Origin of the sequence: Candidatus Thiothrix phosphatis, assembly GCF_035668035.1 — a bacterium.
In the GTDB taxonomy this organism is placed as follows: Bacteria; Pseudomonadota; Gammaproteobacteria; order Thiotrichales; family Thiotrichaceae; genus Thiothrix; species Thiothrix phosphatis.
On record NZ_JAYMYJ010000083.1, the window covers coordinates 1 to 12,804 of the forward strand.

General features: G+C 57.6%; 11 protein-coding genes. 8 read left to right on the plus strand and 3 right to left on the minus strand.

Annotated features, from left to right (window positions below):
- Nucleotides 1-352 precede the first annotated feature (352 nt).
- From VSS37_RS08495 to VSS37_RS08505, 3 genes are all read left to right on the plus strand, one after another.
- Nucleotides 353-2,839: an Ig-like domain-containing protein gene (locus tag VSS37_RS08495; protein ID WP_324694406.1), complete on the plus strand. Its 2,487-nt coding sequence runs from the start codon at nt 353-355 to the stop codon at nt 2,837-2,839.
- A gap of 72 nt (nt 2,840-2,911) precedes the next feature.
- The gene (locus VSS37_RS08500) at nt 2,912-4,033 is read left to right on the plus strand and encodes a class I SAM-dependent methyltransferase (protein ID WP_324694407.1); all 1,122 of its coding nucleotides are present in this window, start codon (nt 2,912-2,914) and stop codon (nt 4,031-4,033) included.
- A gap of 33 nt (nt 4,034-4,066) precedes the next feature.
- Nucleotides 4,067-4,894, plus strand: coding sequence for an undecaprenyl-diphosphate phosphatase (locus VSS37_RS08505; RefSeq protein ID WP_324694408.1), 828 nt, complete (start codon nt 4,067-4,069; stop codon nt 4,892-4,894).
- Here the strand turns inward: VSS37_RS08505 and VSS37_RS08510 are convergent.
- The 3 genes from VSS37_RS08510 to VSS37_RS08520 are packed head-to-tail and all read right to left on the minus strand — an operon-like array spanning nt 4,861 to nt 8,405.
- Nucleotides 4,861-6,519, minus strand: coding sequence for a GNAT family N-acetyltransferase (locus tag VSS37_RS08510; RefSeq protein ID WP_324694414.1), 1,659 nt, complete (start codon nt 6,517-6,519; stop codon nt 4,861-4,863). The two genes, VSS37_RS08505 and VSS37_RS08510, sit on opposite strands and share 34 nt — an antisense overlap.
- The gene (locus tag VSS37_RS08515; RefSeq protein WP_324694409.1) at nt 6,459-6,797 is read right to left on the minus strand and encodes a P-II family nitrogen regulator; all 339 of its coding nucleotides are present in this window, start codon (nt 6,795-6,797) and stop codon (nt 6,459-6,461) included. Before VSS37_RS08515 ends, VSS37_RS08510 begins: the two co-directional genes overlap by 61 nt.
- Before the next feature lie 18 nt (nt 6,798-6,815).
- Nucleotides 6,816-8,405 (minus strand): NAD+ synthase, encoded by a 1,590-nt coding sequence (locus VSS37_RS08520; RefSeq protein WP_375339133.1) that lies wholly within the window; start codon nt 8,403-8,405, stop codon nt 6,816-6,818.
- Between the two features lie 116 nt (nt 8,406-8,521).
- Here VSS37_RS08520 and VSS37_RS08525 point away from each other — a divergent pair, with 116 nt between their 5' ends.
- The 5 genes from VSS37_RS08525 to VSS37_RS08545 all read left to right on the plus strand — a co-directional run.
- Complete coding sequence (locus VSS37_RS08525; RefSeq protein ID WP_324694415.1) at nt 8,522-8,764, plus strand: PP0621 family protein; 243 nt, start codon at nt 8,522-8,524, stop codon at nt 8,762-8,764.
- Nucleotides 8,722-10,350 carry a two-component system sensor histidine kinase NtrB gene (locus tag VSS37_RS08530; RefSeq protein WP_324694411.1) on the plus strand — a complete coding sequence of 543 codons (1,629 nt, stop codon included), beginning with the start codon at nt 8,722-8,724 and terminating at the stop codon, nt 10,348-10,350. Before VSS37_RS08525 ends, VSS37_RS08530 begins: the two co-directional genes overlap by 43 nt.
- A gap of 18 nt (nt 10,351-10,368) precedes the next feature.
- A complete protein-coding gene (locus VSS37_RS08535; protein WP_324694412.1) occupies nt 10,369-11,790 on the plus strand; it encodes a sigma-54-dependent transcriptional regulator in 1,422 nt (473 codons plus the stop codon).
- A gap of 56 nt (nt 11,791-11,846) precedes the next feature.
- On the plus strand, nt 11,847-12,440 hold the full coding sequence (locus VSS37_RS08540) for a Uma2 family endonuclease (RefSeq protein WP_324694413.1): 594 nt from the start codon (nt 11,847-11,849) through the stop codon (nt 12,438-12,440).
- A gap of 257 nt (nt 12,441-12,697) precedes the next feature.
- Nucleotides 12,698-12,804 (plus strand): prepilin-type N-terminal cleavage/methylation domain-containing protein (locus VSS37_RS08545; RefSeq protein ID WP_324694416.1); only part of this gene is annotated, 107 nt, incomplete at its 3' end.

Here is a 12,804-nt window from a genome sequence, read left to right on the forward strand (position 1 = left end):
ATTAATAATTATAATTAATGTATATTATATTCATGTCATAATTAAAACTATAAGGCTATCCATCATGAATCGGACTTTTTTCAGCCCAACCTCATACATTTCACATAAGACGGCTTTGGCAGCAGCATGCGCCCTAACTTTTTCCCAACCACTATTTGCAGCATCGCCACCCAACATCACAACAAATATTGTTTGGGGAACTGACGCTGGGGAAAATGGTATAGGATTTAATGGCACTGCCGACATTATGGCGGCGTTCAACTATGCCAGACGCCAAGAAGAGGCACAACTCGGGTTAACTGCCAACACTTTGGGAAATTTGGCATTGCCTACCCAAAGTATATGGGATGGCATGACTGATGACGCTAAAGCGCTCTTCCTGATCAATGCGGAACGCACGGGGCGGACTGGCATGATGCCCAATGTCATCGGCCTTCCTTTGGCCGGAATCGAAAGCCATGTCGACACCACCGCACAAAATTATGCAATATTGCTGCATGACAACGATTTAACTGGCCACTATCAACCCTCCGGCAATTCCAGCACCGATAATCCTGATCAAAGGATAAGCGCAACCGTAGGAGCCGCCTGCAAGGAATTTACTACCCGGGCAGAAAACCTAGCCTACTTTGCAGCTTACAGCGGCACTCCAATGGGAGCCAGCAGCATTCCTTTGCCAGTGGAGCGGGCAATTTATAACTGGATTTATAACGATGCCAGCTCCAGTTGGGGCCATCGGGAGGCGGTGCTGCTACAAGACACCCCACTGAGCAACCCCACCCAATCATGGGGTTTCAAAAACAATAATGGCTCTGCCGCACATGAAGGGTTCCTGGGCTTTTACCGTATCGGTTCAACAGATTACACACCATTCGGCACTTCGCCCCTTCCCTATAGCTATGGCGTGGCTGTTGTCATGAATATTTTTGATCCGCTGAGTGACACAGCAGCAACCTCCAATGGCTGTTCCTATAATGTTACCCTACGGACTGAAGACTTACCGTCAGTTACAGCCAACACGCCGCCGATTGCTACGGACGACTCCGCCAGCACTGCCTACCAGACGCCTGTCACCATCAGCAATGTGCTGGCCAATGACTCCGACCCGGATGGCGACACCCTCAGCGTCACCGCCAACACCAACCCGGCCAATGGTGCCGTCACCCGTTCCGGCAACAGCCTCACCTACACCCCCAATAACGGCTTCAGCGGCGCGGACACATTCACCTACACCGTCAGCGACGGCAAGGGGGGAACAAGCTCCGCCACCGTGACCGTCACCGTCGCAGCAGCCACCACCAACACGCCGCCAACTGCGGCGGACGACTCCGCCAACACCGCCTACCAGACGCCTGTCACCATCAGCAATGTGCTGGCCAATGACTCCGACCCGGATGGCGACACCCTCAGCGTCACCGCCAACACCAACCCGGCCAATGGTGCCGTCACCCGTTCCGGCAACAGCTTCACTTACACCCCCAACAACGGCTTCAGCGGCGCGGACACGTTCACCTACACCATCAGCGACGGCAAGGGAGGGGCTAGCTCCGCGACGGTGACCGTCACCGTGGCAGCCGCCCCAGCCGCCAACACACCGCCTACCGCAGCCAACGATACCGCCAGCACCGCCTACCAGAAGTCCATTACCATCAGCAATGTGCTGGCCAATGACTCTGACCCGGATGGCGACACCCTCAGCGTCACCGCCAACACCAACCCGGCCAAAGGCACCGTCACCCGCTCAGGCAACAGTTTCACCTACACCCCCAATAACGGCTTCAGCGGCGCGGACACGTTCACCTACACCGTCAGCGACGGCAAGGGGGGAACAAGCTCCGCCACTGTGACCGTCACCGTCGCCGCAGCACCCACGCCCCCAACCCCTCCCCCGACTCCACCTGCCACCACCGACGACTCCTACAGCACAAATCAGCCCCCTGAAGCACAGGATGATATTCTCAGCACGCCTTACCAAACGCCCATTATCATCAGCAATGTGCTGGAGAATGACTCCGATACCGACGGGGACACCCTGCGGGTATTAACCAAGAGCCTGCCTACCCATGGAACGATCACCCGCTTTGGCGACATTTTCACCTACACCCCAGACGAAGGCTTTAGTGGAATAGACTCGTTTGTGTATACGATTGGTGATGACAACGGCCACATCGCCTTTGCAACTGTCAGGATCACCGTCACCCCAGCAGGCCAAACCAATACCGATGACCCAACTGATCAGGAAAACAACAATGGGGGATCATCTTCATCTGAGAACTACGCGCCATCCTTCCTGTTAAAAGATGCTGCCGTGACCGTAAACGCATTCGTTGGCCTGACCCGGATTCAAAACTGGGTAATATCGGCAAATGACGGGGAAGGCGGCAAACAGTTCCCGAACGGCGTAGGGGACACAACCGCCGACCAAATCCGCTTTAAGGTAATCTCCAATTCCAACCCTGACTTGTTTGAATTGGCACCATGGGTGGACTACCAATCCCATTCACTCTATGTATACCCCAAGTTAAATGCCCAAGGCTCGGCCAAAATTGGCATCACTGCCATTGACAAAAACGGGGCTGGCCTGACTTCTGAAGTCCAATATTTCACCATCATCGTCGAGTCAAAAGAAACCGCCAGCGACAGCGCAGAAACCGACCCATCCATTGATAGCAACCCAACACCCCAGTCCAATCAAACGGCAGAAAACAATAGCGCCGCTACCAGCCAAAGTGGCGGCAATTCATCAGGTGGCGGCGGATCATTGGGGTTCCCCGCTTTAAGCCTGCTAACCGGGTTATTGCTTGCAAAACGGAAAACAAAACAAGCCCTCCGCAGGTAAAAGCTTTTTTGTTGGCTTGACCGCAGCGGCCATTCCGCGTTGAATGGCTGCTTTCTCCGTCAAGGCATATCCATGCGATTTACTGACAGGCTTCCCACGCCACCAGCCGAGGCGTTGGCGCACAGCGAACAATTGGCGCAACGCATCCGCGCCGCCATCACCACCAATGACGGCAGCATCCCATTCCGCGAATTCATGCGCATGGCCTTGTATGAGCCAGGGCTGGGCTATTACGTGGCGGGCCTGCGCAAAATCGGCAAGGAAGGCGACTTCATTACGGCACCGGAAATTTCCCCGCTGTTTTCACAATGCCTCGCCAACCAATGCGCCCAAGTGCTGGCGGAATTGGGCGGCGGCGACATGCTGGAGCTGGGCGCTGGCAGCGGGGTGATGGCAGCAGATATGCTGCTGCGTCTGGAGACGCTTGGTTGCCTGCCTGCACACTACTGGATTCTGGATTTAAGCCCGGAGTTGCGTGACCGGCAACGCCAAACCTTGCAGGCGACTGCCCCACACCTGCTGGCGCGGGTGGAATGGCTGGACACATTGCCCGCAGAACCCATCCGGGGCGTGATTATCGGCAACGAAGTGCTGGATGCGATGCCGGTGGAACTGTTTACGCTGGTAAATGGCGCAAGGGTCATCCGGCAAGTGGAAATGCAGGGTGCAGGCTTTGGCCTGACCGCAGTGGCGGGCGGCACCTACACATCGGAGTACAACCCCGCCCTGCCCGGCTGGATGCGCAGCATGGCCGACACGCTGGAAACCGGCGTCATGATCCTGATTGATTACGGCTACGAACAAAAAGACTACTACCACCCTGACCGCAGCCAAGGCACCTTGATTTGCCACTACCAGCACCGCGTGCATGACAATCCCCTGCTTTGGCCTGGCTTGCAGGACATCACCGCCAGCGTGGATTTCACCGCAGTGGCGGAAGCGGGTGTTGACGCCGGGCTGGAGCTGGCGGGCTATGCGACCCAGGCGGCGTTCCTTGCCAGCAGCGGGCTGGAGGAATTGTTCCTCGCCGCGTTGGAGGCCAACCCCGCCAACCAGTACCCGCTAGCCCAACAAGTGCGCACACTCAGCCTTCCGTCGGAAATGGGCGAACGGTTCAAAGTGATCGCCTTATCAAAAGGGTTTACGCCCGGACTGGTGGGCTTTAGACTTGCCGACCAGCGACATCGCCTATAATCCATTCACCAACTAATACACCAAGGGCTTTTTATGGATCTTCTTTTATTGCTTAAAGCCGCCATCATGGGGCTCGTTGAAGGCGCAACCGAATTCCTCCCCATTTCCAGCACCGGCCACCTGATCCTGGCGGGCGACCTGCTCAATTTCATGGATCATGACAAACGCGGGGTTTTTGAAATCGCCATCCAATTAGGCGCGATCCTCGCGGTTGTATGGGAGTACCGGGCCCGCTTTGTCAGCACCTTCGCGGGCATTGGCCGTGACCCGATCGCCAACCGCCTGCTGGTCAATCTGGCGATCGCCTTTCTGCCACTGGCGATCTTGGGATTGATGTTCGGCAAGATCATCAAGGCGCACCTGTTCGCGCCGGTGCCGGTTGCGATCGCCTTCATCGTCGGTGCCTTCATCATCCTGTGGGCGGAAAAACGCAAACACACCGTGACCATTGCAACCGTGGACGACATCCGCCCCATCGATGCGCTGAAACTGGGTTTTGCGCAAGCAGTGGCGCTGATTCCTGGCATGTCGCGCTCCGGCTCCACCATTATCGGCGGGCTGTTTTTTGGCCTGTCGCGCAAGGCGGCGGCGGAGTTTTCATTTTTCCTGGCGGTGCCGACGCTGGGAATCGCCTCCTTCTACGAAATGTACAAGGAACGCGCCCTGTTCAGCGTCGATGACCTGGGCGCCTGGGCGGTGGGGTTCGTGTTCGCCTTCATCAGCGCCATGATTGCGGTGCGCGCCCTGATCCGCTACGTCAGCCACCACGACTTCACCATCTTTGCCTGGTACCGGATTGCGTTTGGCCTGATCGTGCTGGTCACCGCTTACACCGGGCTGGTCGACTGGACAGTGGGCTGATCCGCCAGCGCCTTGCCCGCCGCCGTCAATCCCCGGATTTGCACGGCGGAACAGCTACCGCTGGCACTGTCCTTGCGGTGGCCGATACGTGCCAGCACAAATCCCGCACGTTCCCAAAAGCGCAACAACGCTGGCGTCAGCGCATAGCTGACGCCGATATAATCCGCGCCACTGTCTTCCGCATACTTCACCAGACATTCCAACAATTGCGCCCCCAACCCTTGCCCTTGTAATTCAGGGTGCACGGCAATACGCATGACCCGTTCGCACAGCAGTTGCGCTGCGCCCCGGATACCAGCGTGAAACGTCAGGGTTTGCGGAATCGGGTGCCCATGCGGGCGGCGTTTGCCTGCGTGGATGGCGGTGGTCAGCGCCGCGTCCAGCCCGCCCTCACGCGACAGCACGGCGACCGCCAGGATTTCACCCGCCTGTTCCAATACATGAATGGAAATGTCTGGTGCATCCAGCATCTGGCGCAGGTCGGAGGGTCGGGTCTGGTAATGCGCGGTGACCAGCAGGCCGAAAAGCTGGCGCAGGAGCGCCTCGTTGTGGGCAAGCGCATCCCTGTCCAGACGGCGGTAAGCAACGTCATCCCCAAGCCTTTTTCCAGCTTGAAGAGGAGCGAGATCCACATCCAGCAGCAGCGCCTGATGGATGAAATGTTCAAGGGGATCGTTTTCGGCCCAGCGGATAGGCTGATGCAAGCGGATGGATTTCCAACCCGGCGCATGCGCCTCCAACTGCTGCTGGAAACGCAATGCAAACCCACGCCCGCTTCCCTCATAACCATGCAAGGTCGTGGAGAACACGCAACGTGGGTAATGCTCCAGCATCTTGAGCAGCAGGGGAACGGGAATGGCGGCGGCCTCATCCACCATCAACACCTCAGCTTCCGGCAGGGTTTGCAGCAGGTCATCCGGCGCAAGGAAAACCGGCGGGTTGGCGGCGTGCCTAAAAACGGACTCAACCGTGGCGCGGGAAGGTGCCGTCAACACCACCCGGCTCCCTTGCCCAAGCAAACGGCTGGCGGCCATGCCTAGCGCGGCGGATTTGCCCCGCCCCCGGTCTGCCGTCAGCACCAGCGGAACCACCGCCGTGGCCATCACCTCAACAGCCTCCGATTGGCGCATGGAATGACTGTCCCTGCTGTGGGCAAGGGCAGGAATAGGCCTTTCCACCAACATCCGCGCCAACCGCCGCAAAAACCTTCCCGTCACCTCATCGGGACGCCAGGGGTACGGCAAAAATCGCAGGTAATCCGGGTCAGGGAACACCTCCCATTCATCCAGCGGCGGCGTCAACAGGTAGAAAACGCCGCCGCCGCGCAGGGTTCCGCTGACCGCAGCAAAGGCGTTCACCGCGAAACCGCTATGGGCGTCAAACACAATGCAGTCAGTTTCTTGCCCCAGAAGAGTGTGGGCTTTATTGGCGGGCAATGCTCCCGCAATGCCGGGAGCTGTTGTGATCCATAAGGCATCAGTGCCTTGGGGCAGCAGGGCTTGAACCCGTTGCAGGCACGCCTCCTGCCGCCCGGAAATGACTTCCAGTCGACGTGGAAGCTTATTTATACCGCATCCCGCCCGCTTTCCCCGGTACGGATACGGATCGCCTGTTCGACCGGCAATACGAAAATCTTGCCATCGCCGATCTTGCCGGTATGCGCTGCTTTTTGCACCGTCTCAATCACGGCGTCGACCTTTTCTTCCTTGACCACGATTTCCAGTTTGACTTTAGGCAGAAAATCCACCACATATTCTGCACCCCGGTATAATTCGGTGTGGCCTTTTTGACGCCCGAAACCCTTGACCTCGGTCGCTGTCATACCGGTTACGCCAATTTCTGTCAGCGCCTCACGCACGTCATCCAGTTTGAACGGTTTAATGATGGCCTGAATTAATTTCATGCTTCCTCCTTCTTTATATTAAGGCTTCAAGGGTAAATTTTTGCGCCAGGCAGAGGTGATGGGGTAACGCCAATCCTTGCCGAAGCCGCGCCCACTGATGCGCACACCGGGTGCTGCCTGCCGCCGTTTGTATTCGCTCAATAATACCAGATTCACCACGCGGCGGACGGTCACAGTGTCAAACCCATCCGCCACAATATCCTCCAGCACCTGGTCGCCTTCGATGAAACGCTGCAAAATGCCGTCCAGCACCGGATACGGCGGCAGCGAATCCTGATCCACCTGCCCCGGCGCCAGCTCCGCTGATGGCGCGCGCTCAATGACCCGTTGCGGAATCGCCCTGCCCAACGTATTGCGGTATTCTGCCAACTGGTAGACCTGCATCTTGTAAACATCCTTCAACGGCGAAAACGCCCCGGCCATGTCGCCATACAGCGTCGCGTAACCGACCGCGCTCTCACTTTTGTTGCTGGTGGACAGCAGCAAACTGCCCAGCTTATTGGAAAGCGACATCAGCAATACGCCACGGATGCGCGCTTGCAGGTTCTGCTCGGTGACATCCTCCGGCAGCTCGCCAAATTCCGGTGCCAGCAAGCTCATGAAACTGTCGTACACGCCTTCAATCGGCAGGTGCCGGTAACGCACCCCCAGCCATTCCGCCTGCTGGCTGGCGTCCTCCACGCTCATGGTTGAAGTGTAGTAAAACGGCATCATCACCGCTTCGACATTTTCCGCCCCCAACGCATCCACCGCCAACGCCAGCACCAGGGCGGAATCGATGCCGCCAGAAAGCCCCAGCAGCACCCGTGAAAAACCATTCTTGCGCACATAATCGCGGATGCCGGTCAGCAGCGCCTTGTAAATGATGGACTCAGCGTCAGGCCGGGGAGGCAAGGCAGGCGGGTGGGCGACGGCTCCGGCAATCTCCCAGTCCTGCACAAATACGCCTGCCTCAAACGCTTCCGCCCGGAACAGGATATTGCCCGCAGCATCCAGCAGCATGGAATCCCCATCAAACACCAGTTCATCCTGCCCACCCACCAGATTGGCGTAAGCCAGGGGAACCCGATTGCTGGCGGCCTGCCGTTGCAGCAGCTCCGCCCGCTGCTCCGGTTTGTCATGGCTGAACGGAGAGGCGTTCAGGACGCACAGGGCTTCCGCCCCCGCCGCCACAGCCACCTGGGCTGGCGCATCCTCCCAAATGTCTTCGCAGATCAGGACACCAAGCCTGACGCCCACAACGTCTATCACCAACGTTTCGGTTCCCGGCGTGAAATAGCGTTTCTCATCGAACACCCGGTAATTGGGCAGGCATTGCTTGGCATACTCGGCCACGATTGCGCCATCGCGCAACACACAGGCCATGTTCCGCAAGTCGTTTCCCCGCCGCAGCGGCGCACCGAGAATCACCGTAATGCCTTGGGTTCCTGCGGCTATTTCTTCCACACCCGCCTGCATTTGCGCCAAGAAGTCCGGGCGGAACACCAGATCTTCCGGGGGGTAGCCCGCCAGCGCCAGTTCGGGAAATACAATCAGGTCGGCCTGCTGTGCCAGCGCCTGCCGGATAGCGTCCTTTACCTGCTGAAGGTTGTTGCCGACATCCCCCATGCAGACATTCAACTGGGCCAGTGCGATACGCAATGTTTGATTTCTCTTTTGCACGCTGTCATAAAACTGTATTGTTGGGAGACGAAGACTATACCTCAATTAGGGTCAAATACATCATGTCCCGTATTCTTTTCATACTTGTTTTGCTGGTAGTCGGGTTTCTTCTGTTAAAATCTTGGCAGCGAAAGCAACGGCTAGACCAACACGATCAACAAACATCCGGGAAAACCACTAACAACACCCGCATGGTGCGCTGCCTGCAGTGCGGCCTGCATGTCCCGGAGCAAGAAGCGATTTCTCAGGGGGGGAAACACTTTTGCAGTCTGGAGCACGCGACACAACACTTGACGAAAAACTAGTCCCTGTCTTCCTGCATGAAGACCCGTGGAACCTGCTGCGCCTTTACCACGTCTACCGCCTGATATTGGCGGGCGCGCTGCTGATTGCGCTGACCTTGCAGTCCGGCAATATCCGCCTGGGGCAATATGATCCCGCACTGTTCACCTGGCTGACCGGCACCTACCTGATCATTGCCGTCCTCAGCAATCTGGCCTCCTATTTCCAATGGCCGGATTTGCCGGTGCAAACCCTGCTGTTTGTGCTGCTGGACATCGCCATCCTGCTGGGCCTGATTTACTCCAGCGGGGGGATTGAAGCTGGCTTCGGCATCCTGCTGCTGATCCCCATCCTGATCCCGCACCTGGGCAACCCTGGCTACATCTCGCTGATGCTCGCCGCCGCCTCCAGCATGCTGCTGGTCGCCATGCAGGTCTGGCTGCAAACCAAAGGCGTTTCCGGGCAAAGCGGCGTCATGCACAGCGGCCTGATCGCCCTGTTCATCATGCTGATCAGCTGGTCAAGCAACCGTTGGATCCGCAAAGCCAGTGCGGTCGCCTCCCTGGCCAAACGGCGCGGCATTGACCTCGCCAATATGTCCCAGCTCAACCAGTCGATCCTCGACAAACTGGAGTCCGGCATCGTGGTGGTGGAAGGCTCCGGTGCCATCCGCCACATGAATGAAGCCGCCTGGGACATGCTCGGCCAGCCCGGCAACTGGCGCAGCAAGCCGCTGCAACAATTCGCCCCGGAACTTGAGCACCATTTGCAGCACTGGTTGAACAATGTCTGCCCTCGTATCGCCACTTTCGATGTACGCCACCAGCACACCAGCGAAATGCGCGCACGCTTCTCGCAACTGGGCACCCATTCCCGCCGCGCCACCCTGATCCACCTGGAAGACACCAGCGAACAGCGCGAAAAGCTGCAAAACGCCAAGCTGGCATCCCTCGGCCAATTGACCGCCAGCATCGCCCATGAAATCCGCAACCCGCTGGGGGCCATCAGCCATGCGGCGCAACTGCTGGGCGAATCGCAGAACCTGGACAAGGCCGACCTGCGCCTGCTGCAAATCATCCAGTCCAATGCCCGGCGTATGAACCTGACCATTGAAAGCGTCCTCAACCTGTCGCGCAAGAAATCACCCAACCGCGAACGCCTGGCGCTCAAGCTATGGCTGCATGAATTCCGCAAGGACTTCATCCTGCAACACAAACTGCGCGAAGAACAAATCACGCTGTTCGTTGAACCAGCCGACACCGTGATCGAATTCGACCCTGCGCACCTGCATCAGGTCATCTGGAACCTGTGCAGAAACGCCCTCAAATACGCCCACGAAGACCCGCGCAAATTGCACCTGGACATTCAGGGCGGCAACCCGACCCATACCCGCGACATCATGCTTAACTTCATCGATAACGGGCGCGGCATGACCGAAGAACAGCGCCAGCGCCTGTTTGAACCGTTTTTCACCACCAGCACGCAAGGCACCGGGTTGGGCTTGTTCATGTCGCGGGAGCTATGCCTGACCAATGGGGCCAACCTGGAATACATCGCCCAGCCGGGCGGTGGCAGTTGCTTCCGCATCGTGTTCGCCCATCACCGCTAATACAATAAGAAAACAACCATGACCGAACAGACCGTACTCATCATCGACGACGAACCTGACATTCGTGAACTGCTGGAAATCACCCTGCTGCGCATGGGGCTGGACACCGTCACGGCTGGCGACGTGCAGACGGCGTTGGAGAAAATTGAACAATACCACCCCAACCTGTGCCTGACTGACATGAAACTGCCGGATGGCAACGGCATCGACATTGTGCGCTACCTGCAAAAGCGCCATCCGCACATCCCGGTCGCCGTCATCACCGCGTTCGGCAGCATGGATACGGCAGTGGAAGCGCTCAAGGCGGGTGCCTACGACTTTGTTTCCAAGCCGGTGGAATTGCCGAAGCTGCGTGACCTGATCCAGACCGCCCTGAAGCTGTCTGCCGGTAAAGGCCCTCACGCCACCATGGAAACCGCCAACAGCGACCCCCATGGCAGCAGCATCCTCGGCGATTCCCCCGCCATGCAACACCTTAAGGCCACCATCAGCAAGCTGGCGCGCAGCCAAGCGCCGGTTTACATCCATGGCGAATCCGGCAGCGGCAAGGAACTGGTCGCACACCAGATACACCTGCAAGGGCCACGCGCCAAAGCGCCCTTCATCCCGGTCAACTGCGGTGCCATTCCCGAAAACCTGATGGAAAGCGAATTCTTCGGCCACAAGAAAGGCAGCTTTACCGGCGCGGTCGCCGACAAGCAGGGGCTGTTCCAAGCAGCGCACAAAGGCACACTGTTCCTTGATGAGGTGGCGGACTTGCCGCTGACCATGCAGGTCAAACTGCTGCGCGCGATCCAGGAAGGTGCCGTCAAGCCAGTGGGCGGGCTGGAAGAAATGCCGGTGGATGTGCGCATCCTCAGCGCCACCCACAAAAGCCTGGAGCACGAAGTCGCCGCTGGCCGCTTCCGCCAAGACCTGTACTACCGCCTCAATGTCATCAAGCTGAAAGTGCCGCCGGTGCGGGAACGCCTGGAAGACATCCTGCCGCTGGCGGACTTCTTCCTGCACAAGATCGCCGAACGCTGGCGCATGCCGCCGATCCGCCTGTCGCCAGCGGCGCGGATGGAGCTGGAGCACTACGCTTTCCCTGGCAATGTGCGCGAACTGGAAAACATCCTGGAACGGGCCAGCACCCTGTGCGACAACAACACCATCCAACCAGATGACTTGCAGTTACCGGCGGCCAACGCCGCAACGCTGATTAGCGCCCCAGTAGAAGCGCCCTCTTCGAAACCCGAAGAAATAGAGGAAAAACGCGGCAAAACTGACCCGGAACCATTGCCTGCCTGGAATCCGGTTGATGAGGAGGCGGAACGGGACCTGATCCTGCGCGCGCTGGAGCAAACCCGCTGGAACCGCACCAAAGCGGCGGAAGTGTTGGGGATGACATTCCGGCAACTGCGTTACCGCATCCAGAAATACGGGCTGGACGAGGGTTGATGGCAGCTAACCCGACGATACGCTAAGATTGGCCGTATCAGCATGGAGATAGCGGCATGGGTTACGCATTACTGAAAGATTCCCGTATCAGCCCGGATGAGTATCTGGCGGGTGAGCAGATCACAGACAATAAATACGAATACATTGACGGCGAAGTCTACGCAATGGCGGGGGCATCTGACAGCCATGTCAAGGTAAGTGGAAATGCTTACGCCCTGATCAAGCAGCATTTACGCGGCAGTGGGTGCAGCACTTACATCGCCGACATGAAAGTGCGCATTGGCCAGGATGAAGCCTTTTTCTACCCGGATGTGATGGTGACATGTGACCCTGCCGACCAACTGCCGGAGCAAGATTACGTCAAAAACTTCCCCAAACTCATCATTGAGGTTTTATCCCCCTCCACGGAAAGCAAGGACAGAGGCAGCAAGTTCATACGCTACCGCCAATTGGTGAGTTTGCAGGAATATGTGCTGGTTGACCCCAACCATTATTATGTTGAGGTATTCCGTCGCCAGAATGCGGATGAATGGCTATTGAGCACTTGCCTAGGGCAAGATGCCAGCCTAACGCTCCAGAGCATCGGCCTGACCCTTTCACTACTGGACTTGTACGAAGACGTGCGTTTTGGTATGCCGCCTGCGCCCTGATCCGTCACCCCTTAGCACACCTTCGGATAGGCAGCGGCAGCAGAAACTTTGCCAATGCTTGCCAGTTTTGTCACTTTCAGACAGCGGACAGCAGGCCACTGATGTCGATAAAAGGACAAAGCGACCATTCATACCGGGAAAAGTTCCTTTCATATTCAGCTTCCGGTTGGCACAGCTCCTGCAATATCTCAGCTGTCTCTCAGGACACCAAATAAATCCTAACTAATCCTAACAACTAAGGAATCCATAAAATGAGCATGAAAGCGAAAGCCCAACAAGGTTTCACCCTGATCGAACTGATGATCGTGGTCGCCATCATCGGCATTCTGGCCGCGATTGCACTGCCTGCTTACCAGGATTACAC